This window comes from Achromobacter pulmonis (genome assembly GCF_002885955.2).
In the GTDB taxonomy this organism is placed as follows: Bacteria; Pseudomonadota; Gammaproteobacteria; order Burkholderiales; family Burkholderiaceae_B; genus Achromobacter; species Achromobacter pulmonis_A.
Map to the genome: position 1 here is coordinate 150,174 of NZ_POQS01000006.1, position 24,242 is coordinate 174,415.

At 62.0% G+C, this 24,242-nt stretch carries 32 protein-coding genes and 2 tRNA genes; 23 read left to right on the forward strand and 11 right to left on the reverse strand.

What is annotated here, in order from left to right:
* The first annotated feature begins 134 nt into the window (after window positions 1-134).
* Together C1I89_RS35375 and C1I89_RS22325 are read left to right on the forward strand one after the other, a co-directional pair.
* Window positions 135-1,196: a S24 family peptidase gene (locus C1I89_RS35375; protein WP_258231502.1), complete on the forward strand. Its 1,062-nt coding sequence runs from the start codon at window positions 135-137 to the stop codon at window positions 1,194-1,196.
* Window positions 1,197-1,343: 147 nt separating this feature from the next.
* Window positions 1,344-2,183: a Fic family protein gene (locus tag C1I89_RS22325; protein ID WP_219929600.1), complete on the forward strand. Its 840-nt coding sequence runs from the start codon at window positions 1,344-1,346 to the stop codon at window positions 2,181-2,183.
* A gap of 108 nt (window positions 2,184-2,291) precedes the next feature.
* Here the strand turns inward: C1I89_RS22325 and C1I89_RS22330 are convergent, their stop codons facing one another.
* The gene (locus C1I89_RS22330) at window positions 2,292-3,257 is read right to left on the reverse strand and encodes an IS5 family transposase (protein WP_102770808.1); all 966 of its coding nucleotides are present in this window, start codon (window positions 3,255-3,257) and stop codon (window positions 2,292-2,294) included.
* A gap of 93 nt (window positions 3,258-3,350) precedes the next feature.
* Here C1I89_RS22330 and C1I89_RS34165 point away from each other — a divergent pair, with 93 nt between their 5' ends.
* Window positions 3,351-3,677: a winged helix-turn-helix transcriptional regulator gene (locus C1I89_RS34165; protein WP_146196934.1), complete on the forward strand. Its 327-nt coding sequence runs from the start codon at window positions 3,351-3,353 to the stop codon at window positions 3,675-3,677.
* A 123-nt stretch (window positions 3,678-3,800) separates the two neighbouring features.
* Here the strand turns inward: C1I89_RS34165 and C1I89_RS34605 are convergent, their stop codons facing one another.
* Window positions 3,801-3,977, reverse strand: a complete 177-nt coding sequence (locus tag C1I89_RS34605; RefSeq protein WP_181391029.1) for a hypothetical protein — start codon at window positions 3,975-3,977, stop codon at window positions 3,801-3,803.
* 124 nt (window positions 3,978-4,101) lie between these two features.
* Window positions 4,102-4,614, reverse strand: a complete 513-nt coding sequence (locus C1I89_RS22335) for a hypothetical protein (RefSeq protein ID WP_146196935.1) — start codon at window positions 4,612-4,614, stop codon at window positions 4,102-4,104.
* A 647-nt stretch (window positions 4,615-5,261) separates the two neighbouring features.
* Here C1I89_RS22335 and C1I89_RS34610 point away from each other — a divergent pair.
* The 16 genes from C1I89_RS34610 (at window position 5,262) to C1I89_RS22400 (ending at window position 13,811) form a co-directional block, all read left to right on the forward strand.
* Window positions 5,262-5,414, forward strand: coding sequence for a hypothetical protein (locus tag C1I89_RS34610; RefSeq protein WP_181391030.1), 153 nt, complete (start codon window positions 5,262-5,264; stop codon window positions 5,412-5,414).
* Window positions 5,415-5,676: 262 nt separating this feature from the next.
* Window positions 5,677-5,799: a hypothetical protein gene (locus C1I89_RS35380; protein ID WP_258231503.1), complete on the forward strand. Its 123-nt coding sequence runs from the start codon at window positions 5,677-5,679 to the stop codon at window positions 5,797-5,799.
* A gap of 838 nt (window positions 5,800-6,637) precedes the next feature.
* Window positions 6,638-6,820, forward strand: coding sequence for a hypothetical protein (locus tag C1I89_RS22340; protein ID WP_102774676.1), 183 nt, complete (start codon window positions 6,638-6,640; stop codon window positions 6,818-6,820).
* 152 nt (window positions 6,821-6,972) lie between these two features.
* Window positions 6,973-7,101 carry a hypothetical protein gene (locus C1I89_RS35385; protein ID WP_258231504.1) on the forward strand — a complete coding sequence of 43 codons (129 nt, stop codon included), beginning with the start codon at window positions 6,973-6,975 and terminating at the stop codon, window positions 7,099-7,101.
* Window positions 7,098-7,334, forward strand: a complete 237-nt coding sequence (locus tag C1I89_RS22350) for a hypothetical protein (protein ID WP_102774678.1) — start codon at window positions 7,098-7,100, stop codon at window positions 7,332-7,334. Before C1I89_RS35385 ends, C1I89_RS22350 begins: the two co-directional genes overlap by 4 nt.
* On the forward strand, window positions 7,331-7,609 hold the full coding sequence (locus C1I89_RS34170) for a hypothetical protein (protein WP_146196936.1): 279 nt from the start codon (window positions 7,331-7,333) through the stop codon (window positions 7,607-7,609). The genes C1I89_RS22350 and C1I89_RS34170 overlap by 4 nt, the downstream gene beginning before the upstream one ends.
* A gap of 195 nt (window positions 7,610-7,804) precedes the next feature.
* Entirely contained in the window at window positions 7,805-7,966 is a 162-nt protein-coding gene (locus C1I89_RS35390) for a hypothetical protein (RefSeq protein WP_258231505.1), read from the forward strand.
* A gap of 21 nt (window positions 7,967-7,987) precedes the next feature.
* Window positions 7,988-8,887 carry a recombination-associated protein RdgC gene (locus C1I89_RS22360; protein WP_102774679.1) on the forward strand — a complete coding sequence of 300 codons (900 nt, stop codon included), beginning with the start codon at window positions 7,988-7,990 and terminating at the stop codon, window positions 8,885-8,887.
* 10 nt (window positions 8,888-8,897) lie between these two features.
* Window positions 8,898-9,698 (forward strand): ParB/RepB/Spo0J family partition protein, encoded by an 801-nt coding sequence (locus C1I89_RS22365; protein WP_102774680.1) that lies wholly within the window; start codon window positions 8,898-8,900, stop codon window positions 9,696-9,698.
* Complete coding sequence (locus tag C1I89_RS22370) at window positions 9,692-11,482, forward strand: DNA cytosine methyltransferase (protein ID WP_258231506.1); 1,791 nt, start codon at window positions 9,692-9,694, stop codon at window positions 11,480-11,482. The genes C1I89_RS22365 and C1I89_RS22370 overlap by 7 nt, the downstream gene beginning before the upstream one ends.
* Before the next feature lie 24 nt (window positions 11,483-11,506).
* Complete coding sequence (locus C1I89_RS35395) at window positions 11,507-11,701, forward strand: DNA cytosine methyltransferase (RefSeq protein ID WP_102774681.1); 195 nt, start codon at window positions 11,507-11,509, stop codon at window positions 11,699-11,701.
* On the forward strand, window positions 11,698-12,324 hold the full coding sequence (locus C1I89_RS22380) for a hypothetical protein (RefSeq protein WP_102774682.1): 627 nt from the start codon (window positions 11,698-11,700) through the stop codon (window positions 12,322-12,324). The genes C1I89_RS35395 and C1I89_RS22380 overlap by 4 nt, the downstream gene beginning before the upstream one ends.
* Before the next feature lie 5 nt (window positions 12,325-12,329).
* A complete protein-coding gene (locus tag C1I89_RS22385) occupies window positions 12,330-12,611 on the forward strand; it encodes a hypothetical protein (protein WP_102774683.1) in 282 nt (93 codons plus the stop codon).
* The gene (locus C1I89_RS22390) at window positions 12,611-12,892 is read left to right on the forward strand and encodes a DUF4031 domain-containing protein (protein WP_102774684.1); all 282 of its coding nucleotides are present in this window, start codon (window positions 12,611-12,613) and stop codon (window positions 12,890-12,892) included. The genes C1I89_RS22385 and C1I89_RS22390 overlap by 1 nt, the downstream gene beginning before the upstream one ends.
* The gene (locus C1I89_RS22395; protein WP_102774685.1) at window positions 12,889-13,158 is read left to right on the forward strand and encodes a hypothetical protein; all 270 of its coding nucleotides are present in this window, start codon (window positions 12,889-12,891) and stop codon (window positions 13,156-13,158) included. Before C1I89_RS22390 ends, C1I89_RS22395 begins: the two co-directional genes overlap by 4 nt.
* Window positions 13,155-13,811, forward strand: coding sequence for a hypothetical protein (locus C1I89_RS22400; RefSeq protein ID WP_102774686.1), 657 nt, complete (start codon window positions 13,155-13,157; stop codon window positions 13,809-13,811). The genes C1I89_RS22395 and C1I89_RS22400 overlap by 4 nt, the downstream gene beginning before the upstream one ends.
* 203 nt (window positions 13,812-14,014) lie before the next feature.
* Here C1I89_RS22400 and C1I89_RS22405 read toward each other — a convergent pair whose 3' ends face one another.
* The gene (locus tag C1I89_RS22405; protein ID WP_102774687.1) at window positions 14,015-14,260 is read right to left on the reverse strand and encodes a hypothetical protein; all 246 of its coding nucleotides are present in this window, start codon (window positions 14,258-14,260) and stop codon (window positions 14,015-14,017) included.
* A gap of 55 nt (window positions 14,261-14,315) precedes the next feature.
* Here C1I89_RS22405 and C1I89_RS22410 point away from each other — a divergent pair, with 55 nt between their 5' ends.
* The 3 genes from C1I89_RS22410 (at window position 14,316) to C1I89_RS35775 (ending at window position 16,404) form a co-directional block, all read left to right on the forward strand.
* Window positions 14,316-15,602 carry a hypothetical protein gene (locus C1I89_RS22410; protein ID WP_102774688.1) on the forward strand — a complete coding sequence of 429 codons (1,287 nt, stop codon included), beginning with the start codon at window positions 14,316-14,318 and terminating at the stop codon, window positions 15,600-15,602.
* A gap of 49 nt (window positions 15,603-15,651) precedes the next feature.
* Window positions 15,652-15,984, forward strand: coding sequence for a hypothetical protein (locus C1I89_RS22415; RefSeq protein ID WP_102774689.1), 333 nt, complete (start codon window positions 15,652-15,654; stop codon window positions 15,982-15,984).
* An 81-nt stretch (window positions 15,985-16,065) separates the two neighbouring features.
* On the forward strand, window positions 16,066-16,404 hold the full coding sequence (locus tag C1I89_RS35775) for a helix-turn-helix domain-containing protein (RefSeq protein ID WP_181391031.1): 339 nt from the start codon (window positions 16,066-16,068) through the stop codon (window positions 16,402-16,404).
* Here the strand turns inward: C1I89_RS35775 and C1I89_RS22425 are convergent.
* The 7 genes from C1I89_RS22425 to rnr form a co-directional block, all read right to left on the reverse strand.
* Window positions 16,325-17,383: a site-specific integrase gene (locus C1I89_RS22425; RefSeq protein WP_258231507.1), complete on the reverse strand. Its 1,059-nt coding sequence runs from the start codon at window positions 17,381-17,383 to the stop codon at window positions 16,325-16,327. The genes C1I89_RS35775 and C1I89_RS22425 overlap by 80 nt on opposite strands.
* A gap of 235 nt (window positions 17,384-17,618) precedes the next feature.
* Window positions 17,619-17,694, reverse strand: a tRNA-Val gene (locus C1I89_RS22430).
* 155 nt (window positions 17,695-17,849) lie between these two features.
* Window positions 17,850-18,122, reverse strand: a complete 273-nt coding sequence (locus tag C1I89_RS22435) for an HU family DNA-binding protein (protein WP_003812968.1) — start codon at window positions 18,120-18,122, stop codon at window positions 17,850-17,852.
* A 352-nt stretch (window positions 18,123-18,474) separates the two neighbouring features.
* Window positions 18,475-19,155: a Fe2+-dependent dioxygenase gene (locus tag C1I89_RS22440; RefSeq protein ID WP_102774691.1), complete on the reverse strand. Its 681-nt coding sequence runs from the start codon at window positions 19,153-19,155 to the stop codon at window positions 18,475-18,477.
* A gap of 58 nt (window positions 19,156-19,213) precedes the next feature.
* Window positions 19,214-20,458 (reverse strand): cystathionine gamma-synthase family protein, encoded by a 1,245-nt coding sequence (locus tag C1I89_RS22445; protein WP_102774692.1) that lies wholly within the window; start codon window positions 20,456-20,458, stop codon window positions 19,214-19,216.
* Window positions 20,459-20,508: 50 nt separating this feature from the next.
* On the reverse strand, window positions 20,509-21,246 hold the full coding sequence (gene rlmB, locus C1I89_RS22450) for a 23S rRNA (guanosine(2251)-2'-O)-methyltransferase RlmB (RefSeq protein ID WP_102774693.1): 738 nt from the start codon (window positions 21,244-21,246) through the stop codon (window positions 20,509-20,511).
* A 132-nt stretch (window positions 21,247-21,378) separates the two neighbouring features.
* A complete protein-coding gene (gene rnr, locus C1I89_RS22455) occupies window positions 21,379-23,844 on the reverse strand; it encodes a ribonuclease R (RefSeq protein WP_102774694.1) in 2,466 nt (821 codons plus the stop codon).
* Window positions 23,845-24,072: 228 nt separating this feature from the next.
* Between rnr and C1I89_RS22460 the strand changes: the two genes are divergently transcribed.
* Window positions 24,073-24,157 (forward strand) — tRNA-Leu (locus C1I89_RS22460).
* Window positions 24,158-24,242: the final 85 nt, after the last annotated feature.

Here is a 24,242-nt window from a genome sequence, read left to right on the forward strand (position 1 = left end):
GGGCACGAAGTTGCGCCACTGTCAGGGCGCCGGGGGATGACAGGTATGAATTCAGGTCCATACCGAATACTAGTAGCGTTTGCTACGTTTCCGCAAGTAGCAAATGCACCCGTAGCACATGCTACTTTCCGGCCATGAACGAAATTGAGCTAAACGAGTTCCGCATTGCCCGCTTGGTCGCGGCCGTGGAGCACGTATCAAAAGGGAACAAAACCGACTTTGGACGCCGGCTCGGCTACAAAGACGGCGCATTCGTTCGTCAGATGCTTTCCGGCATCCGCCCTGTGACTGAGAAGACGATTTGGGCAATCGAAGCGATGCCCGGAATGAAGGGCTGGTTTGAGCTCAGCGATGATTCGTCGTCTGTCGTAAAGGTTCAGGCTCTGCCTGATTGGCCGTTCCCCGATATTCCAGAGGAGCAAGTGCGCGGACTTCCGTCCGCTCAACTAAATGCGCTCCAGGGCGCAATGGCTCTAGCCATCGCGCAATTGAACCTCGGCATCACGGTTTCGAAGCCTCCGCCCCCAGCAAGCTCGCCGAAGGCCCCGGGCTCGCTCGTAGACTTGGATGCCGCAGATGATCCATTCCCCATGCGCATCGAAGGCTTGCCTGCTGCCCCTTGGGAAGGTGGCAAGACAACCAAGCAGATGGAGGACACGGCTGAAGGCGTGTTGATCAGCCACGCAGTGGATGTTGGGCACGTGCCTGATTCCGGCTACTCGGCCAACGATCACGAATTCATCCCCATCCCGGAACTGGATGTGCGTCTGGCCGCGGGCACCCTCGGCATCGAAAACTACCAAGAAACGGAGATTGGCCAGATCCTGCTTCGCCGCTCCTTCTTGGAGTCGTTCGGTCTGCCCATCGAGCGGATGCGGATCGTCTATTCACATGGGGACAGCATGGAACCCGCAATCCGCAACCGCAACCCGATGCTTCTATTTATAGAGCGCATCAACGACATGCTGAAGATCAACCGGAGGATCGTCTACGCCATCAATCAAGGTGGATCCATGCTGGTGAAATGCATCTCGCGGACACGAGACGGAATCTGGCTGGCAAAGTCGTTGAACCCCGCCTATAAGCCCATCCCCCTGACGAGAGACGATGGCCGCGACGTCAACATCGTGGGCCGCATTCTTTGGTCACCCAATGACCTGAGGAACGGGGTAGACGAGCGGTTATTGCGCTCCTAGCGCCAGGCTGCGGGATGATGAGGCGGGGCAGTGGGTAAGGTCATAGCATCCTGTGGCCCTAGAATCCGGGCGAACAAGTGACGCAGTGAAGGCCCCTGCTACGATGTTGGGTTGAAGATGTTTGCCTGTTAAGACAACGTGAATTCTATGAAATTCGAAGAATTTAGAGCTGGCGCGCCAAAGCAGCAGTACCAATACATGAGCTTTGAGCCAGAACTGGTAAATCATCAATGGAGTTGGGATGACCCAGCCATTACCACGCTGCTTGAGAAGGCGACGCAAGCGTTGGGAGAGCTCAACGCATTTTCATTGATCGTGCCTGAGATCGATCTGTTCATTCGGATGCACGTCATTAAGGAAGCTCAAAAATCCAGCCGTATTGAGGGGACTCAGACTGGCATGGACGAAGCGTTGATGTCTGAAGATCAGATCCAGCCCGAGAAGCGAGATGATTGGCGCGAGGTTCGGAATTACATTGACGCCTTGAATGGTGCCATTGCTGATCTGGCAAACCTACCCTTGTCGAACAGAATGCTTCGCGACGCGCATAGAATTCTCATGCAAGGTGTTCGGGGAGAACACAAGCAGCCAGGGGAATTCCGCATAAGCCAAAACTGGATCGGTGGTTCTAACCTGACCGACGCAGTTTTCATTCCAGCACACCCGACTAGTGTGCCTGACTTGATGGGTGATCTAGAGCTCTTTTGGCACAACGAAGAGATTCATGTCCCCCATTTGATAAGAGCGGCTATTAGCCACTACCAATTCGAAACGATCCACCCATTCCTGGATGGGAACGGTCGGATTGGGCGCTTACTCATCACTTTGTATTTGGTGAGCCACGGGATTCTGTCAAAGCCGTCCCTATACTTGTCTGATTTTTTCGAGCGAAACCGCGCAGCGTATTACGATGCTCTCATGCGGGTTCGGGCATCTAAGGAAGGTCTGAAGAACTCGATTTCAAACATCCAAAAATCGACCTCATGACCAAAGTATTCAAAAATGGTTAAAAACTGCTCAAATCATCGCCACTTTCGGGTTGTTTGCACCCCGATCAGGCCCGTTTTCGGGCCTGTTGGCGCTTTTTGGGCGCACTTACCCTGCCACCGCCGTCAACGGGCGGCGTGCCATCCAGATATTGGACAGCGTAAACAACATTTTCAAATGCGCAGTGTTCTTGGCCAGTCCACGGAATCTGACTTTACGAAACCCGAATTGGCATTTGATGACACGAAACGGATGCTCAACCTTGGCTCGAAGACTGGATTTGGCCCGCTCAATGTTTTGCGTCAAACGATCAATTGCGCTGTTACCCAAGGCGCGCCGTTTGCCGGGGCGCATGGCAATGTGCCAGGTTACGTCACGCCCTTGGTGCTCGGGTCGTTTGTCTACGCCTTGATAACCGGCATCGCCAAAAGCCAACGTTTCTTCACCATGCAGCAACGCAGCCGCCTGAGTAACATCATGCTCATTGGCAGCGGTGCCCACCACCGTGTGGACCAGCCCGCTGTGAAGATCAACCCCAATGTGGGCCTTCATCCCAAAGTGCCACTGGTTTCCCTTTTTGGTCTGATGCATCTCGGGGTCCCGCGTGCCGCTGGCGTTCTTGGTCGAGCTGGGTGCATCGATAATTGTGGCGTCCACAATGGTGCCTTTGCGCACCTGAATGCCTTGATCCTGCAACAGCAGGTTGACCGCCTCAAGCGCTTGGTCGGCAATGTTGTGCTGCTCGAGCAGATGACGGAAGTTCAAAATGGTGGTCTCGTCCGGCACACGACCTCCAGGCAGTTTGGCAAACTGGCGCATCGAAAAGCTGTCGTACAGCGTCTCTTCCATGGCCGGGTCCGACAGCGAAAACCACAGTTGCATGAAGTAGATGCGCAGCATCGTTTCCAGCGGATACGGTGGACGACCGATGCCCGGTTTGGGGTAATGCGGATCGACCAGATCGGCAAAGAGCTTCCACGGCACCGCACGCTCCATCTTGGCCAGAAACTTCTCACGGCGCGTTTTCTTGCGTTTGCCAACGTACTCGGCTTCGGAAAAACTCAACTGGCTCATCGGGTTCACTCGGATCGGACTGTTTTCAATAACTTATATTCTGACAGGTTCGTTGGACTTGTTCAGAGGTTCCCTAACGATTTGTCGCATTGGGTGAAGTTCTTTTTGAACGGAGTGGCCGAAACCGCCACGAAGGGCCGGGATACCTTCCAGAAGATCCTTGTCCTCCGAAACGAAGCGGAAAGTGCTGTGATGACGCTGGGCCGGCGCAGTGCAAATGCGCGAGAGGCGCTACATGTACTGTACAGACGACCAGTAATTACTGCTCCAGATCTACAGGAAGAGATCGGTGTGTCAGCGCCGACCGTGAACGCCGTGATTGGAGACCTGATCCGACTCGATATCCTGATAGAGATCAGCGGACGACAGCGCAGCCGACTCTACTCTTTCAATCGTTACTTTAAGCTCTTCCTCGAATAGCAATGCTTAATTTAGCCGGTACGTTAGTAAAGCCTAACAGCACAACCTTTACTTGTACATGTAACAACTAAAGCTCAAGGTTGGCCACCTACGGGGGGCTTTGTTGTTGCTACGCCTGTGCCATCAGCTTGCCGCACGATAGCCGGCCCGAGCCAGGCGCAACGTCTCGGGCGACAGCCGGTCCAACAGTACGGATTGGCCGACAATGCCGGTCCGGGTCCGATAGGTCAGCCGCGCATACTCGATCTCGGTGCCGAACCTCGTCTGCATCGTCTGGATTGAGGCCTTGATCAGTTCCATAGTGGACTCCTTGTGGATTGCCGGGCGGCCAGGGACGACCCGCCCTCTTTGCATTCCAGCCCTTCTGGTGCGCAGTGTTCTGCGTTTTTCGGTCAGTATGCGCGTCACGGAGGGCGTCGTACGCTTACAAGTGACCCGCCGCCCCTTTCGCTTTTTCATCCTGCTCTCTTAGGAGGGCATCGAAGCGCTCCTTCCGCAGGATCTGCAGCATGGACCCGCCCTCCTCCTCCGGGTCGATTTCCGACAGCCACAGTACCAGCTTTGAGCCAATCCAAAGGGCATCGCGCGACACTTCCACGCCGCTTTCAAACGAAAAATCAACAAGGGTTGTTTCGATACTGCTGGGCTCATCAAAGCGCCTCGTCAGCAGATTTCGCATTACCGGTAGCTTTGCGCGCCGGAAACTTAGCAACATCTCGGCCGCGTTCCCATGCTCAGTGAGCACCGTCACCTTGTACGGAAATCCTAGGTCCGGTTCGTTCCGCATTTCAAAGTAATTGGCTCCATTCGGGCGAACGCAGCGCACCGTCGTTTCTGGCTCGCAGATTTCCGTTACACCCGGGAATTCGGCGCCAAAGGTAATTCCTAGAAAACTGTTGGCCTGGCCGATAGGACCGGCTGCCACCGCATCGGCCATTGCAAGCCCCAAGGCGACGAAACATACCCCCACAGCCCGACGCCAAGCGGCCCAAGGCCCCGCGACCTCACCCTTGCCATTGACGTTTCTACAGCGCGAGGCGCCCAGCCGTGCGCCCATGTGGCTACGTTGAACCATCGTATTCCCTGTCAGTAACAAATAGATTCGCGCATCGTACCGATGTCATGCGTAGCTTTTGCTATTGATTAAATGCGTAGCGTTTGCTACTATCAATTCAACGCTGCAAACGCGGCGCCAGAAACACCCCCACGGACCCGCAGCCAGCAGTCAGGGCATCGCCTCAAGCGGGAGACGTCACCGCCACAAAGTCGGAATGGGGAAGGCGAGCACCGCTCCTTAACAACTTGCCGCCGATGTTGCTCACCTCGCCTGTGGGGTGTTCGTCCGGCTCAATCGCACCTGCGGGCATGGCCGCAGCTCTGCGCGGTGTCCCTGCCGTATCCAGCCCGCCATAGCGCGGTCCACGGGTCAATAGGGTGAGGCGTAGACGGCCAAGAACAGAAACGGTCACGCCGGTTGGAATCCCGGCACCCGAACCGCTGAAAAGCGGGTTTCGGCCAGCGCTGCGAGTCAGCGCTTACCGAAGCCAACCACCTCACCACTCGGTGAGCAACAGGGAGAACAGCATGGCAACCAAGACGTTCGCAGCGCTGACTAATGGGCAGACCTTCCGGTTCCCCGGTCAACGGCGCTTTTTCGTGAAGATGGCCGGAGGCTTTAAGAACATCGACGGTGGCGCGCTACACGAATGCTCCGCGGATACGGTGGTGCTGGCATGAAGGTTAAGTACCACGCTGATCGCAACGACAACGATGCGTCGGTTTATGACGACGACGGTAAATGTCTCGCTTACTGGTGGCGCTTCTCCGATGACCGTAGGAAGTGGATGACAACCGAATCCTTGGGTCTCCAGGTCATGGACGATTTTGGAGACTTGGTAGAAATCGACTGACCGGGCGTAAACGGTCCATCTGCCTGCACCGTGACAGTACGCAGACAAATGAATAACGCCCCAGTGGGGGCAGAACTGAGGAAATGACCATGGACCTACAACTTATGGCACGCCGATATACGCGCTACTGCGAATGGTGCCGCCGCAGCGGTTACGCGGCGCTGGATTGGGCCGAATACAAGGAACTGCGCGCTCCGCACTACTCACGCTGACAGCCCCGGCTCATGCCCCGCGTGCGGGGTATCGGCAGGCGCTGTGCCTGGTCACAAAGGAGATTTCCCATGTTTGGCGGTGATGATGCCGAAAACACCATCTTCAATCTGAAGCGCAAGCGGGGCCTCGGCCCCAGCTAGGCCGCCTCGGCTTAATCCCTGAGTAAACGGGCGCAGAGAGCCGGGCGATATCGGCATGGGTCCAAAGTTGCCCGATGGCTGGAGGAGAACCCACCCTCTATACGCCAGAAGACGGCTCCATACGCTGAATGGTCTTACCTAACCTGCGCCGGGTAAGCGCGCAGGGCCATCATCGAAGCGGCGGCGTGGATGGATACGCCTTTGCCGAAAGCGACCCCTATGAAGCAACGGCACGCGGTTGGGGTAAGCCGGTATCAAGCCCGGCCCGCTTCGATGATGGTGAAGCGCCTTCGGGCGCTCGTTCTTAGGAGCGCGGCGACGGCCGGCCCATCAACCAATTCGCCCGAAGCTTCGGCATGAGGGGTAGACCGCCGAGAAATCCAGGCGGGCAGTCCGGTGGAAACCCGGCATTTCCTATCGCCGCTCAGGCCGGCGCATCCCCTCGGCAGATCGCCGAACAGGGGTCCAACTTTGTGCGAAAGGCGCGCCCCTGGCGATGGGGTGCGCCGCCCTGAACGGCCTTTTCCCTTCACCTCTCCGAAGGACTCCCCATGTTCGCAATGCTCACGCACTCGATGCGCCAGTTCGGCGCGGCCCTGTTCAACGTCCTCAACGTGATCGCCAAAGCGAATCACTGGTAGGCCACTTTCCGCAACCCCGCGACGCCCGGTCGGCGTCAATCACCACAGAGGAACCCATGCCCGAAATCACCGTCGGCCAGACCTATCAACTGAAGCCCACCAGCCCGCGCGGCAAACCCGTCACGGCGAACGTCACCGCCATCACGCGCCGCGGCCTGGGTCACACCGTCGCCTACAAGGTCGACAACAAAGTCCATCATTGCTCGATGGGCAACTTCAAGAACCGCCTGGTCAGCTAATCCTCCACCCCGCTGCTTCTTGCGCGGGGCTTCGGAGAGCAGGCCGGCGCCGTTATGTCACCGGCGCAAAAGTGACTTTCCATCGTGAAGAGATGTTCGGGCCTCCCGGCCTGCTCCCCGAAGCCAACCACCGCGCACCCGCGCAAGTCCCCATGCCCTCAACTATCCCCGCCATCTGGTGGGGCCTGGCGCTGCTCGCCCTGGTGGCCGTGGTGCTGGTCCCCATCGGCGATTACCTTACCCGCCGCCACGCCGCGGCTGATTCCTGGAGCCCCACATGAACACCATCAGCGCAAGCGCGCCCCCGGCTCGCATCCGCCCCCTGGCCCTGGGCGCCAAGGTCTGCCGCAAAGTGGGCGGCCTGATCGCCCCTCGCGACCACGCGGGCAAGGGCAACTGGGACAACAACGCAGATATCCCGCCCCTGGTGGCGTGGTGCGCCGGCATTGGCCTGGCGGCGTTCCTTCTCTTCGGCCAGCAGGTGCTGGGCTGGATACTCCGCCTCGCCCTATGAACGGTATCGACTTCATCTTGCGCGACCGCGCTGGCTGGATACCGCCTATTCCCCTGCCGCGACGCCGGCTTCGCTGGGTCGGCGCAAAGGCCGAGGCGATCAAGCCCGAGGAAATCGAATTTATCCGAGCGGCCCGAGGCCGGCTCAGCACCTACGAACTGGCCGCGTGCTACGGCGTGTCGCCGCAGACCATAAGCAATATCTGGGCCGGGCGCTGTTCCGGCGGCCTCTCCCCGCGCCCAGCGCGCCCCCGAGCCAAAAGGAAACAGCAATGAGTGCATTTTGCGTATTCGGCATGACTGAGCCTATAGCGCGCAAGGCCGCCGCGAAGGCCTGGGACAAGCACCTCGCCACGATGACCAAGGAAGTCCGCGCCTGCCTTACGGATAAGGACGAAGCCGACTGGATAGCCGTCAAGACGGAATACCTCCTTGCGAAGGCCAAGCCGGTACAGGTCTCCGGCGCGTTCGATGCCCCCCCAGTTCGCCTTCGACTATATCGCGCTCACCGAGCGCATGCACCGAGCTTCCCGCCTGTCCGTAATGGTGCGCGGCGAGAAGTGTGACGCCAAGGGCACGCCGATCATCAGCAAGGCGACGAAGAAGCCTGTCATCGGCTGGATTCCGTATTAATTCAAAGAGAAGGATTTCCCCATGTGGTTCAAGAACCTGAAGATTTACCGCCTGTCCGCCGCCTGGTCGCTGTTCGGCGATGACCTGGAAGATGCGCTGGCCCGCCAGGCATTCCATCCAGGCAACAACCTGGAAATGCAGTCCATCGGCTGGGTTCCCCCGCGTGAAGGTGGCGGACTGGCCCATGTTGTCGGCGGACAGATCCTGCTGACGCTGCGCGCCGAAAAGAAGCTCCTGCCTGCAACGGTCATTAACCAGGTGGCGAAGTTCCGTGCCCAGGAAATCGAAGAGCAGCAGGGCTACAAGCCCGGCCGCAAGCAGATGAAGGAAATCAAGGAGCGCGTCACGGACGAACTCCTGCCGCGCGCCTTCAGCGTCTACCGCGATACCCGCGTATGGATTGATCCGCTCAACCGCTGGCTGGTGATCGATGCCGCCGCGTCCGCCAGGGCGGATGAGGTGATCGGCATTCTGGCGAAGTGCGTGGACCCCTTCCCTCTGCAAAACCTCTACGTCACGCAGTCCCCCGCGTCAGCCATGACCGGCTGGCTGGCCGAAGACGAAGCGCCCGCCAACTTCTCCATCGACCAGGACACCGAACTGCGCTCGTCCGGCGAAAGCGGCGCAGCTATCCGCTACATCAAGCATTCCATCGACGCCGCTGACGTGGGCCGGCACATCCAGTCCGGCAAGCAGTGCACCCGCCTCGCCATGACCTGGGCTGATCGTATTTCCTTCGTCCTGACCGAAGGCCTGGACGTCAAGCGTGTCGCGCCCCTGGACGTGCTGAAAGAAGGCAACGACACCGTCACCGCCAACGATGACGAGAAATTCGATTCGGACATGACGCTGATGACCGGCGAACTGGCGAAGCTGCTCGCCGAGCTCGTGGACGCGCTGGGCGGCGAAAAGAGAATCTGAGGACTACGACATGGCAAAGAACAGCATCGACGTGTACGGATCGACCGGAAAAACGAACATCCTGACGTTCCTTCCCGAGCAACTGCACCTCGTCACCGACCCGGAACACCCCCTGTTCGATGAGCGGGTCTTTCTGCCCCTGGATGAAGCCATGGTGCTGAACATCAAGGAGTTCGGAGTCCTGCAATCCATTCTTGTGTGGAAGGACCCTGAATCGGGCAAGACGCTGGTTGTCGCCGGGCGGCAGCGGGTCAAGCACACACAGGAAGCCAACAGGCGCTTGGCCGCCGAGGGCAAGCCGCCGCTTCTGGTGCCGGCAGTACCGCGACGAGGCCGGACCGCCCACCAGGTCGCCGCCGGCATGGTCAGCGAAAACGAACTGCGTCAGCCAGACACCCCGCTCGGCCGGGCCAATAAGATGGCCTTCATGCTCAATCAGGGCCGCTCCGAAAGCGAACTGGCGCTGATCTTCGGTTGCGGACCGGCCACCGTGCGCGACACCCTGGCAATTCTGGACTGCACCGCCGTCGTCAAGAATGCACTCGAAGCGGGCGATATCACGCTGACCCACGTCAAAACGCTGGTCAAGATGCAGCCCGACGAGCAGCGCGCCAAGGTGGCCGAGTTGGTCGAGGCCGGCAAGGGTGCCACGCCGCACGAACGCAGCCGCAAGCAGGCCGCCGTCATGGGCGAGCGCCCCCGCGTGAAATCTCGCAAGCAGATCTTGGCCGCCCTGGCCCAGGCCCAGGGCGAGTACGCCGCCGCCCTTCGCTGGGTGCTGGGCGAAGAACAAGGAACATCCGCATGCTGACACCGCAACTAATGCTCGGCATCACCGCAAAGCTGGTCGTTGACATCTTCGCCGGCGGCGGCGGCTGGTCGACGGCATATGAGCAGGCGACCGGCCAGCACGTGCATATCGCGATCAACCACAATCCCGATGCGCTGAGCATGCATGAGGTGAACCACCCGCAAGCCCGGCACTACATCGCAGACGTATGGGAGGTTTGCCCGCGCCAGGCCACCGACGGCATGCCAGTCGGCTGGCTCCACCTGTCCCCCGACTGCACCGACCACAGCCAGGCCAAGGGCGGCCAGCCGCGCCGCAAGAACATTCGGGCGCTGGCCTGGGTCACGGTGCGCTGGGCCGGCACAGTCAAGCCGGACATCATCAGCCTGGAAAACGTGGTCCAGATCCTGAAATGGGGCCGCCTGATCGCCAAGCGCGATCCGGCCACCGGCCGCGTGGTCAAACTCGACGGCTCTGTGGCAGCACCGGGCGAGCGCGTGCCGGTGCAGCAGCAATACCTTGTGCCGGACCCGAAGCAGCAGGGTAAGCACTGGCTCCGTCTCGTGGCGATCCTGCAGGGCATGGGCTACATCGTTGATTGGCGTGAGCTCAATGCTGCCGACTATGGCGCAGGCACGACGCGGACCCGCCTGTTCATGATGGCCCGCCGCGATGGCATGCCAATCGTATGGCCCCAGGCCACCCACTTCAAGACCCCAACCAAAGGCCAGAAGCGATGGCGCGCGGCCGCAGACGGAATCGACTGGAGAATCGAGGGGCGGAGCATCTTCAACCGCCCGCGTCCCCTGGCGGACGCCACCATGCGGCGCATCGCCCGCGGCATGAAGCGCTACGTACTGGACAGCGCAGACCCGTTCATCGTCCCTATCGCCAACTGGAGCCGCGACGGATCGCATTCAGCCAGCCAGCCGATCAGCACCGTTACAGCAAAGCCTCGTGGTGGTTCCCATGCCGTTGTCGCCCCCGTGCTTGCCGGCGTTGGTGGCCGCGCGGGGCAAAGCCAACCTCGGTCCGCCGACGAGCCCCATTACACAATCACCCGCAAGGGTGACAGCGCCGTCATGGCGCCGGTGCTGGTGCAGGCCGGCTACGGCGAGCGCGAAGGCCAGGCTCCGCGATGCCTCGATCACCAACAGCCACTTGGCACCGTAACGGCTGGCGGGATCAAGCACGCGGTTGCCTCCGGCTATCTGGTCCAGGCGGGCCACGGCGAAGGCAAAGCCGGCGCGCGCCGATGGAGCTACGGCTGCAACGATCCGAAGGCCCCGGTTGGCACTATGACCGCCAGCAATGGCGGGTTCTCGGCAGCATCAGCGTTCATGGTCCAGGCCAACGGCGGCTACAACACCACGCCGGCCCATGACTTGCGCCGGGCGGCGTCCACCATTACGAACAGCGGCAGCCAGCAGCAGCTGATCACGGCCCATCTGGTGACCAACACCAGCGGCCACGCTGGCCGACGAATGGATGACGCCGTGCCGACCATCGCCACCGGCGGCCATCACGGAGTCGTGGCGGCCCACCTGACGGCCATGAGCCAGAACGTGATCGGCTCTGACCTGCGCGATCCGGCGCAGACGGTCCTCGCTGGGGCCGCTCGATACGGACTCGTGGAATACGACCTGTCGCCAGACGACGAGGCCGGCGCCCTCCAGGTCGCAGCATTTCTGATGCGCTACTACGGCGAGGGCGGCCAATGGGGCGATCTGCGCGACCCAGCCAGCACCCTCACCACCCGGGATCGCCTGGCGCTGGTCACCGTGCACATCCAGGGCACGCCGTAAGTCGTCGTCGATATCCGGCTGCGGATGCTGACGCCGGCAGAGCTGTACGACCTCCAGGGGTTCCCCCCGGAATACATCATCACCCGCGGGCACGATGGCCGCGTGTTCACCAAGTCCCAGCAGGTGCATATGGTCGGCAACAGCGTCAGCCCGCCCCCGGCGGTGGCGCTGATCGCAGCCAATGCTCCGCGCGAACTCTTATTGAGGATGGCCGCATGAGCGACACCACCAAGACCAAAGCGTTACAGCTCCTCGGCTGGTATCGCGAAGGATCTTTCCCCGCCCTCTTCACCGATTCCGTGTCCGTGGTCAAGCAATGGATGGAACAGGGGCACAAGGTATCCGGCGTGATCCGTCACGACGGCCTGGCCGTGGAAGCCGCCCCCGGCCCTTCCACCACCGCAACACCCCAGGAGCGGGATTGGAAGGCAATCGACGCAGCCATCGACGAGTATCTGGATGGCTATGAGCTGCGCCTCGATGAAGGGTGCCATACACCCACCGAGTTCGAACGGTTCCTGCTGAGCGATGCCATAGACGGCCTGTTCGCCGAGCGTGAATTCCTTGCTCTCTTGACGCCCGCCCCCGCTGCTGGCAATGCGCCGACGCTGCCCGCGTTGAATGCTGACCTCATCGAAATACTTGGCCGTCCAAGTTTCACTTGCGCGCTTCTGGCGCAGGTTCTGCGCAACGGCGGGCGCACCATCAAGATGAAGGCCGAGCACGAACAAGCGGCGGTGATCCACTTCATGTTGTGCCAGTACCTGGCGCATGGCTCTAAGTGGCGTGAAGCGGCCACATCCGCCTTTCAGGCGATTGCCGCCGAGCAGGGAAAAGGGTAGGAGGCATGAGGTTCTATGCGCGTGTTTGGCCGCAATCCGGCCCGGAACGCCGCACTTTGGCGCCGGAGTTCGTTCAACGCTCGTCTGCCGAGGACATCGACGAGGAGGAAGCCGAGGCGTGCGCCGAAGACTACTTCCACAACCATGACGGATTCGAGGCCAACTGGCCGCTGACGTTCGCCATATTCGACGGCTTTACCGGCCCCGAGATTGGGCGATGGGAAGTCGAGCTCGAATACGAGCCGTCGTTTAGCGCCGCCCAGGTCCCGCAGCAGGGAGAGGCGTGATGACGGTCTACGTCGATGACATGCGCGCGCCTTACGGCCGGATGGTCATGTGTCACATGCTGGCCGACACCGATGACGAACTGCACGCCATGGCGGACCACATCGGGGTTGCCCGCCGTTGGCACCAGAAGGCCGGCACGCCCCACAGCCACTACGACATTTGCCTGAAAAAGCGCGCCCATGCCGTGGCAGCGGGCGCGGTTGAAATCGGACGGCAGGAGCTGGCTGCGCTGATTCAACGCAAGCGCGCCACCCAGCCCACCACGAGGGAAGGGACATGACCACCACTACCACCGCCGCGCAGCCAGTCGGACCGGAAGCCGCCGAGCAGATGGCCGTTCGCATGGTCCGCGACTACCTGAACGCCTGCTGCATGACGGACCGCAACCAGATCGGCAATTACCTGATGAAGCTGGCCAGCGTCGGCGCCGTCGTGATGGCCCAGGCCGAAGGGTCTGAATCCGCTGCCCAGCGCCTGGAGGCGACCGCAGCCTGGGTGCGCAGAACGATGCCGGCCGAGCCGGCAAAAATGGAGCCGATGCAATGACCAACCAGAACAACGCCGCCCAGCCCGTGCTGACGGATTTAGAACTCTTGGATGTGGGCGCAAAATACGGCCGCCCCAGTGTGGCCCTGCTGCCGATGTGGCGGGCCGTCGAATCAGCCGTGCTGTCCAAGCTGTGCGCCCCTATAGCCATGCAGGGCGCCCTGCGCTGGACTGCTGGAGCGCTCCAGGCGCTGAAGATCGAGGCCGACAGGATCAAGCTCGATGGTGTGACTCGCACGATTGGCGAAATCCTCGACGACGCTGATGCGGCCCTGGCAAGCGCCCCCATGATCGGCTTTCGCTGGTCGGCTGATGATCTTCAGTCCAACGAAACGCGCGCCAAGGAGGAGACGTGGCCGACAACCGCGCAAATCGATGCGTTGGCCGAGTTCATTTACCAAGATATGGGATGCCCAAGCAACTGGTTGGGCTTTGACAAAGAGGCTGCGCGCCGGCTCCTGTCCAAGCCTGTCGAGATCCAAGCCATCCCTGCGTCCGCGGACGCGCAGCAGGTGGTAGCGTGGGTGCACGAGGAGGACGCTAACCGCGTTATCTCTGCGCGGCAAAAGGCACAAGCCGAGCGCGATGGCGGCGCATATGCCTCGTCACTCCGGCCCTACTCCATCCCCTTGGCCCGCATTGCAGCACCGTAAGGCTAGCGACGAACTTTTAAGTAATCCTGAACAGTTCGATCCGACGGCCGCCCGCAAGGCGGAGCCCGAGAAAGCTTCGGTGAACGCCGAGGACAGCTATCACGGGTCCAAGGCAGTTATCCGCATTCAAGCTGGAAAGTTCCGCCGCCCCCCCGAAGAGGTGCTCGACGCAGTCCAAAAGGCGCGCCCGACGGCTCCTTCGATCACCGAGTCCTACCCTCCAGTTGATTGATCAGCTGTTCGGCGACCGCGGCCCCAGCCTGCCGTGCTTCCTCGTACGATTGAAACGCCTGATCGTCAAGCGAGCGCATAGGAAGCACCAGCTCCTTTTCGCGGAAAACCTCTACATAAACCGTCCACGGCTGCTCGCCCACACCATGCCGCTGGCAATGAACAGCATAGTGATGGGCGCCATGGTCGTTCATATAAATCGGGTTCTCAGTACTCATCGCTGCTCCTAATCGATAGCCAACAATCGTACTGTACTTTTATCGGACTCTATCCATGACCAACCAGAACGCCCCTCTTTCGGCGCCCGAAATCGACGCTCACCTGGACGCCATCCTGCGCGCGTCCGGTTCGGCGCTGCGCAATTACTCACTGCCGGGATACCTAGAAAGCATGCGCGCCGCTGTTCGCGCTGTCGCCAGCGATGCCGTGTCCAAGCTGCATGCCCCTGTAGCCAGGCCCCCGGTGTGCGCACCCACCTGGGAGGAAGTCAAGGAGGCGAATAGCGTCCTGGCATCCTATAGCTGGAACAGCAACGGAGAGGGCGGCGGCGTCACCGCGACCGAACGAAAGCTGGCCGCGGCGCTGCTGCGGGTCGCCGGTGTGGATTGGAACCCGAACGGCGACCCGGTCTACGCGCTGCGCACCCCTGTAGCCTCGATTCAGACGCTGGTCGACGAAAAAGTTGATCCCAAATATTGGGCCGAGTCGCTGCGGTTGCGCGCCCTGGAAAGCACCCCTGGTGCGGGTGGGGCTGCTTCGGGGATGGTCCACACCTTCACCGGGAAAACCGATTTCGTCATTGCCGAGGCAACCATGACGCGGTTTTGTCCGGGGTGTGGCCACGTGGGCGATGTTGCTGATGGCCATCTTGATTGCTGCCCGGATGGCTCATCGGCCAGGATGGTGCCAAAGTCCATTGCCGAGAAATGCCGCGCCGCGTTCCTCTTGGCGATCAAGCCACTACGCGAGAATGCCAGCGCCCCTGTAGCCGGGGAGGCGCAGCAACCGGCAAAGATTACCTTTGTGAACGGTAATCCGGCGTCGTGCGGTTGCACCATTCGATTCAGCGACGGTGGCGGCGAATACTCCGACGTCCACTACGTGAGCCTCTGCGGCACGCACAGCGGGGCCCACCTGCTTTCCAAGGTCATCAAAACCGGCGAGCTTACGCGCGCGCAACACGAAGATCTGGAAGGGGAGATTTGCGCCGCACTCGATCCCGCCGGTTCCCAGGCTACGAATGCCGCGCCGCAGTCCAGCGAGGCGGCGCGCGATACCTCGGATATGGACGACTTGCGCAGCCGCGTTTTGGCGGCAATCCATGACTGCGCTGCCCTGACGCCTGAAGATGATGAAAGCTGGGACGAGTGGTACTGCGCGGCGTTCGACCTGTTGGGGTCGCGAGTCGGCGAAATTTTTCGCGTCGCCCTGTCCGCGCAACCGGCAAACAAACCGGCAATTTCCTCGCCATCATCGGCCGGCAACCCTTGCCCGGCACCGGTCCCAGCCTATCCGGAAACCGGCAACTCCCACACCGACGGCGGCGCTGTATACGGATGACTCATAAAACGCGCACAGACGATGTTTGTGCATCATTAACGAATCACATATGGACCTGAAACGACTTATCCAATTGCTGGAAGAGGTGCCTCCGGATCTCGTTTTCCCGGAAGGCTTCGGCCGTGCGGGGTGCTGGGAGGGCGATTGGTACGAAATCGCCTTCGAACCGGCCACCAACACCACGGCGGGCGAAATGCTCGCGCACGCCAAGAACGCGAATGGCGCCACGCTGTTTCGCCACAGACGGGGCGGCTCGATGGAAATGGATCTCGAAAGCCAGGTCCACATTGCCCGCCCCGGCGAGTGTGACCGCGATGAGGACCCGCTGTCTATCTGGCGATGGCGGTGGATGCTCAAGGCGGCCGAAGAAGCAGCGAAATGACCGACACAATCCAGCGCTTGCTGGACACCACGAAGAATGCTTGGATGCCCGCCTTGCGCGGGCTTTTTATTGGAGCGAAGCATGTCCAGCCCGACACCCATCACCCCGACTAAACGCACCAAAGGCTCTGCCACGCAGTTCGGCGCCAGCTCGCCCACTACCGGCGTGGAAGGAGCCGCCGAACTGCTGAATGTGCATCCGAAGACCGTCCTAGAATTGATTGACGATTGCGCCATTCCCGCCGCAAAGGTGGGTCGCGCATACACGATGCTGGTTCGCGATGTGCTGAGCTACCTGGAGAAGCTCATTATTTCGCAAACCAGCGCCCGCATGCGCTCCACTACCAAAGCCGCGCCGCGAGGTCGGACCCGCGCAAGTTCGCGTAGCGCATCATCGTCCGGTGGCTCTTGTGCCCGGTGATCTTCATGATCTGCGTTTCGGTCAGCTGGGTGCGCTCAAACAATCGGCTCGTCGCTTCGTGTCGCAGATCATGAAATCGGAGGCCCACACAACCCGCCTGGTCTGCGATGTTTGCAAATAGCTTCGACAGGTAGTCGCTCATCAAGACCAAAGCATGCTTGTCGCTATTGCCATCCCACCACGGGAATAGCAAATCCTCGGGCTTGAGCCCCCGCTCCGATATGTAAGTTTCCAGCATTTCCCGAGCTACGCTCGTCATCGGCACCTGCCGCTTGTCCCCGTTCTTGGTCTTGTCCAGGAAGATCGTTCGGCGTGCCAGGTCCACCTGGTGTACATACAGGGTGTACATCTCGCGCAGCCGCATTGCGGACTCTACCGCCAGCAGATACAGAAGCCTCATGGCTCCCTTATCCGGGATTTGGAAAGCCTTGCGCTTGCGGGTCAGCTCCCCGCCGTCGATGACCTCTAGAATGGCCTCGTTCTCCCCCCGCTCTAATCTGCGGTCGCGCTCTTCATCAACGCGCTTCACTCCGGCCTGGGCCACATCCTCGGGTGTGTATTGCGCATATCCTTTGGCCAGTGAACGAAAAGGATGGTCCGGCATCGTCAAGTAGCGCAGCCGCATGCCCCAGTCCGTACATCGCGCCAGCGCCCCCACCCGCGCCCTAATGCTGGCCGGCGCCAGGTTCTCGATGCGCTTCATGCTGTTGATCCAATCATCGACCCACGCCGCCGAAATGGCGCTCAGCGGCGTTTTACCTTCCATACGCTCGATAACGGTCAGCGCCGCGATATCCTTGTCCGAAGGATGCGCGTTGCGCAGATACTCTCTGTGCAAATCTGAAATCGTTAGAACTCGGCTGTCGGCCCTGTGCTCGGCCGGAACGATGCCGTTGTCCAAGAGCTTTTCCAGACGATCCGCATACGCGTCGCCCTCTTCCTCAGACGGGAACGTCATGTAGATGGGCTTTTCCAGCACGCCCACGCGTTTAAAGACGTATTCCCAGGTCCCGTTCGCTCGCTGCCTCTTGCCCGCCACTTTCGCCCCCTACTACTAACTCCAACAAAGGTGGCCAATGTAAGGGCGTAGTGTGGTTGGTAGCAAGCTCTTTACGGTTGGTTGAGACTCCCCCAGACTCCCCATTTAGGTGGCAAAAAGGCAACAAAAAAGGCACTTGGCTAAGCCTAAGTGCCTGATTTATATATGCTTTCGGTGGTGGGTGCTACAGGGGTCGAACCTGTGACCTACGCCTTGTAAGGGCGCCGCTCTACCAACTGAGCTAAGCACCCTTTTCTGATGCAGCCTCAAGACGAAATTCGCGAAAAATCCGTACAAGCAACTGCCAACCGGGGCACTCAAAAGCATTACGCGGGCCGGAGTATACCGGACCGCGCACATGTCGGCAAATCGCATGGCGCCAGGCCTTGCGACCGCCGGCCGTCCATTAGTTGACGGCGTCCTTCAGGGCCTTGCCCGGACGGAACTTCGGCACCTTGGCCTTCTTGATCTTGATGGTTTCGCCCGTGCGCGGGTTACGGCCGGTGCGGGCGGCGCGCGCCGACACGGCGAACGTGCCAAAGCCAACCAACGTAACCGTACCGCCCTTCTTCAGGGTGGTCTTGACGGCACCGATCAGGGCGTCGAGCGAACGGCCGGCAGCAGCCTTGGAGATGTCGGCCTTGCTGGCGATATGATCGATGAGTTCGGTTTTGTTCATGCAGGTGTACCCCTCACAAGGTGTGGAGTCTGCCGGAGGTGCAGTCCCTGGCCGTCATGATTGGACGCCACGAAAGACGCAAGACCCGACAAACGACGAACAGACAGTGGATAAACTTTTTCTTGCGCTGCAAAGCACAACTTTTAAAGTGCTGCGCCGCTTAGGATTCAATGGCAATGGCCTTCGAACCGTCAGCGACGCAGACGTGTATTAGGCCTTGGCGTAGGGCGGCTGTCAAGCGAAAACCTCACCACAACCCGCGCCAATACTAGCTTTTAGCCCTTTTCGCAATAAACAGAAACACGCAAATTTGCGTTTGCGCGACACTGCGCCGCGAGCGCTTGCCCGGGCTTCAAACGTCTGCCCAACGACGCAGCAGGTTGTGGTAAATGCCGGTCAGCTGCACGATGGAAGGATGCCCCGCCGCGTCCTGGTTCAGGCGCTGGATCGCCACGTCCATGTCCAGCAGCAAGGCGCGCTGGCTGTCTTCGCGCACCAGGCTCTGCATCCAGAAGAACGAGGACACGCGCGCGCCGCGCGTGACCGGGTTGACCTTGTGCAGGCTGGTGCCGGGATACAGCACCATGTGCCCGGCGGGCAGCTTGACCGCGCGCGGGCCGTAGGTGTCGTCGATGACGAGTTCGCCGCCATCGTAGGAATCGGGCTCGGAGAAGAACAGCGTGGCCGACAGGTCCGTGCGCACGCGCTCGGCGGTGCCGGCGATGCCGCGCACGGCGTTGTCCACGTGATAGCCGAAAGCCTCGCCGCCCTCGTAGCGGTTGAAGAGCGGCGGAAAGATCTTGCGCGGCAGCGCCGCCGACATGAACAGGTTGTTGGCCGCCAGGCGCTGCAGGATCAGGCTGCCCAGTTCCTGCGCCAGCGGATGCTGCTCGGGCAGCTGGCGGTTGTGTTTGACTTCGGCGGACTGGTAGCCCGCCGTCACCTTGCCGTCGACCCAGTCGGCCGCGTCCAGGCGCCGCCGGATCTCGGCGGCTTCTTCGGGCGTGAAAATTTCTGCTATCTGTATGAGCATGGGCCTTGCCCCGTTTGCGTACTCGGGCGCGCGGCCGCAACGGCGCGCGCTCGCCGCATTATCCCTTCAGGCAGGCGTTGAGCGCCTGATCGAAATCAAACAGCAGATCGGCCTCGTCCTCGATGCCCACGGACACGCGGATCAGGCTGTCGGCGATGCCCATCTGCTTGCGGCGCTCGGCGCCCATCTCGTAATAGATGGTGTGCGCGGCCGGCAGCGCCAGGCTGCGCGTGTCGCCCAGGTGGGTCGCCATCAGCACCACGCGCAGGCGATTCAGGAAGTCGAAGCAGTCCACGCCGTCGGCCAGCTCCACGCCCAGCAGGCCGCCGAAACGCGAACCGAACAGCGCGGCCGCGCGCGCGTGCTGCGGGTGGCTGGCCAGGCCGGGGTAATGCACCTTGGCCACGCCGGGATGCTCTTCCAGGAAGCGCGCCAGCGCCAGCGCGTTGGAGCAGTGCTTGGCCATGCGCAGGGCCAGGGTCTCGGCGCCCACGGCGATGCGGTGCGCCGGTTCGGCGGCCAGCGTGCCGCCCATGTCGCGCAGGCCCTTCTTCTTGATCTGGGTCAGGCCCCAGCCGGTGGCCGGCCCCTTGCGGTAGGCCTCGTAGATGTTCGCGTAGTTCGACCAGTCATACAGGCCGGTGTCGGTCACCGCGCCGCCCAGCGCGTTGCCGTGGCCGCCGATGTACTTGGACAGCGAGTTCATCACCAGCGACGCGCCCACACTGGACGGGCGGAACATCCACGGCGAACTCAGCGTGTTGTCGACCACGTAGACCAGGCCATGCTCGCGGCAGATCTCGCCGATCACGGCCAGGTCGGCGACCTGCGTGCCCGGATTGGCGATGGTCTCGGTGAAGACCATGCGCGTCTCGGGCCGGATGGCGGCGCGCACTTGCGAGGAGTCGGTCGCGTCCACGAACGTGATGTCGACGCCGAGTTCCTGCAGCGTGCCGAACAGGCTGTTGGTGTTGCCGAACACGAACTGGCTGGACACCAGATGATCGCCACGGCGCAGCAGCGTGGTGAAGATGGCGGCCAGCGCGGCCATGCCGGTGGCGAAGCTGACCGTGCCCTTGCCCGCTTCCATCTGGCTGACCTTGGCTTCCAGCGCGGTGGTGGTGGGCGTGCCCTGGCGCGCGTAGGTGAAGCCGGCCTTGCCCTGGAACACCGCGGCGAGTTCGCGTGCGTCGTCGTAGGCGAACTCCGAGGACGGGTGCATCGGCTTGTGCACGGCGCCGTGCTCGGCGGACTGCTTGCGGTCGGAATGGAGGATCGTGGTGGTAAAGCCGTTCTCGTGCATGATGGCGTGACGCGATAGAAAAGGGATCGACTGCGTAAGCGGCGGGCGGATCAGGACCGGCGCTGGCGCACGGTTTCGTAAAGGCAGACGGCGCTGGCGACGCTGACGTTCAGGCTTTCGACCGAACCCAGCATCGGGATGTTGACCAGCTGGTCGCAGGTTTCGCGGGTCAGGCGGCGCATGCCCTCGCCTTCGGCGCCCATGACCCAGGCCATCGGCTGGCGGGCGTCGACCTGGTGCATGCTGTCGGCGGCCTGATCGTCGGTGCCGACCAGCCAGACGCCGCGGTCCTTCAGGCTGCGCATGGTGCGCGCCAGGTTGGTGACCATCAGGTAAGGCACGGTGTCGGCCGCGCCGCAGGCCACGCGCTGCACCGTGGCGTTCAGGCCCACGGCGCGGTCGCGCGGCGCGATCACCGCGTGCACGCCCGCCGCATCGGCGGTGCGCAGGCAGGCGCCCAGGTTGTGCGGGTCGGTCACGCCGTCCAGGATCAGCAGCAGCGGCGGGCCTTCGATCACGTCCAGCACTTCGTCCACGTCCACCGCCAGCTGGCGCTCGTCGGCCAGCGCCACCACGCCCTGGTGCCGCGTGCCGCGGGCCAGGCCGTCCAGGCGCTCCATCGGCACCGGATGCAGGCGGCGGCCCGCTTTCTCGGCCTGCTCGATGAAAGCCTGCATGCGCTTGTCGCGGCGCGACGCCTCTACATAGATTTCCCTGATCGAATCGGGCGCGTGGCGCAGCCGCGCGACCACCGCGTGAAACCCGGCCAGAACTTGGGTCGACGCCATAAATGCAATACCTTTAGATAAACGGACACCCGCCCCAGAGCGGGGCGGGCCGCCGGAAGAACCGGCCATAGACGCAATGTTACCCCTTATGGCGCGCGCCATGGCCGGCGCGCACCGGCCCGGGAACCGGCGTCAATGGCGCTTGTGCGTCGCCTTCTTGGCGGGCGCGGCGCGTTTGGACGCCTTGGACGGCTTGCCGGCCTTCTTGGCCTCGGCGCGACGTTCCTTGGCGGTCTGGCCCTTCAGCGCGGCCGGCTTGGGCGCGGCCGCCTTCTTCACGCGGCGCGATGGCTCGTCCGGCCCGCGGGCGGCCGCCTTGCGCAGCGCGTCGAAGCTGGTGCCCTGCACCAGCCGGAACTCGATGCGGCGGGCTTCGAGGTCCACGCGCGAAACCTGCACCTGGACCTTGTCGGTCAGGCGGTAGCGCATGCCGGTGCGTTCGCCGCGCAGCTCATGCAGCGCGTCGTTGAACTGGAAGTACTCGCCGCCCAGCTCCGAGACGTGAACCAGGCCTTCGACGTGCAAGGTGTCCAGCGTGACGAAGATGCCGAAGCTGGCCACGCCGGTGACCGTGCCGCTGAAATCCTCGCCCACGCGTTCCTTGACGAACCAGCACTTGAGCCAGGCCTCGACGTCGCGCGAGGCCTCGTCGGCGCGGCGCTCGCTGGCCGACAGCACCAGCCCCAGCTTTTCCCAGATGGCGTGTTCGTGCTCGCGCTGGGTGCGGCCGATGACGACCGGCTGGTCGTCCAGGCTGGGCACGTAGCGCTGCCCGGCCAGCAGGGCCTTGATCACCCGGTGCGTGAGCAGGTCGGGATAGCGGCGGATCGGCGAGGTGAAGTGGCTGTAGCCCGGATAGGCCAGGCCGAAGTGGCCCATGTTGTCCGGGCTGTAGACGGCCTGCTGCATGGAGCGCAGGCACATGGTCTGCAGCAGCTGGTAGTCGGGGCGGCCGCGCACCAGGTCCAGGAAGTCGCCGTAGTCCTTGGCGGTGGGCGTTTCGCCGCCGCCCAGCGTCAGGCCCATGGTGCGCAGGAATTCGCGCAGCGATTGCAGGCGCTCCGGCGTGGGCCCTTCGTGGATGCGGTACAGGCCCGGATGCTTGCTGCGGGTCATGAAGTCGGCCGCGCAGGTGTTGGCGGCCAGCATGCATTCTTCGATCAGCTTGTGCGCGTCGTTGCGCACCGAGGGCACGATCTGCTCGATGCGGCCCAGTTCATTGCAGACGATCTTGGTCTCGACGGTGTCGAAGTCGATCGCGCCGCGCTTCTTGCGCCCTTGCGACAGCAGCTGGAACAGCTCGTACAGGTGCTGGACCTGCGGCATGACGCTGCGCATGGCGTGCGCGGCCGGGCCGCCGGGCTGCTGCAGGGCCGCCCATATATTGGTATAGGTGGTGCGCGCATGCGAATGCATGACGGCGTTGTAGAACTGGTAGGCGGTGACCGTGCCGGCCTTGGCGCCGCTGGCCGGAATGACCATGTCGCAGACCAGCACCAGGCGGTCGACCTCCGGGTTCAGCGAACACAGGCCGTTGGACAGCGACTCCGGCAGCATCGGGATGACCCGGCGCGGGAAATACACGCTGGTGCCGCGGTCGAGCGCGTCTTCGTCGAGCGCGTCGCCCGGGCGCACGTAATGGCTCACGTCGGCGATGGCGACCAGCAGGCGCCAGCCCGGACGCTTGCGCTGGCCCGAGCCCAGTTCCACCGGTTCGCAATAGACTGCGTCGTCGAAGTCGCGCGCGTCCTCGCCGTCGATGGTGATGAGCGGCACGTCGCGCAGATCCACGCGGTCCTTGAGGTCGGCCTTGCGGACCACGTCCGGCAGGCGCGCGGCCTGCTTGCGGGCGGCCTCCGAGAATTCGACGGGCACGTCGAACTTGCGCACCGCGATCTCGATTTCCATGCCCGGATCGTCGATCTCGCCCAGCACCTCGGCCACGCGGCCCAGCGGCTGCGTGTGGCGGGTGGGCTGCGCCATGATCTCGACCGCGACCACCTGCCCGTGCTGGGCGCCGTTGGTGTCGCTGGGCGGGATCAGGATGTCGTGCTTGATGCGCTGATCCTCGGGGACCACGATGGACAGCCCGTGCTCGTGCAGGAAGCGTCCGACCAGCTTGTTGGTGCGGCGCTCGATGACTTCGACGATGGTGCCTTCCGGCTTGCCGCGGTATTCGCCCGTGGGCTTGACCAGCACGCGGTCGCCGTGCAGCACCTTGAGCATTTCGCGCGGCGACAGGAACAGGTCCGGCCCGCCGTCGTCGCGCAGCAGGAAGCCGAAGCCGTCGCGATGGCCCAGCACCTTGCCGGCGATGAAATCCAGTTTGGTGGCCAGCAGCAGCACGCCCTTGCGATTGGGCATCAGCTGGCCGTCGCGCTCCATGGCGCCCAGGCGGCGTTCAAACCCCACCATGGTCGCGGCGCGCTCGATGCCCATGCGCTCGGCCAGCTCCACCGGAGACAGCGGCGAGCCCGCGGCGCGCAACGCTTTCAGGATGGCTTCACGAGACGGAACATCGGGATCGAAGTCCGGCGGCGCTTCGGGCAAGGGTGTTGATCTGTTGTTATTCGATTCGTTATTCGATCGTTTTGCCAAAGCTAAATTTTCCGTATATAATGCGCAGCTTCTGTGGTTCGCCCAAGGCTGAACACTGAAGCAGAAAGGTCAGAGGGCGGGATGAATAATCCAAAGCCCGATTGTAAAACCAACTACGACCTGCTGCACTTCTGAATGCGGATTTAGTTGATTAATAGTTAACTAACTCTTGTACCAGATGCGCAACAGGCCGCAGCGTAGCACAACAATCTGACAGTATCTCTCAGTGCCCAGGTGGCGGAATTGGTAGACGCGCATGGTTCAGGTCCATGTGCCGCAAGGTGTGGAGGTTCGAGTCCTCTCCTGGGCACCACGGAATTCCAGTCGGAACCTCGATCGAGGTCTCGACAGCAAGAGCTGAAAAGCCCCGAAAATCGCAAGGTTTTCGGGGCTTTTGC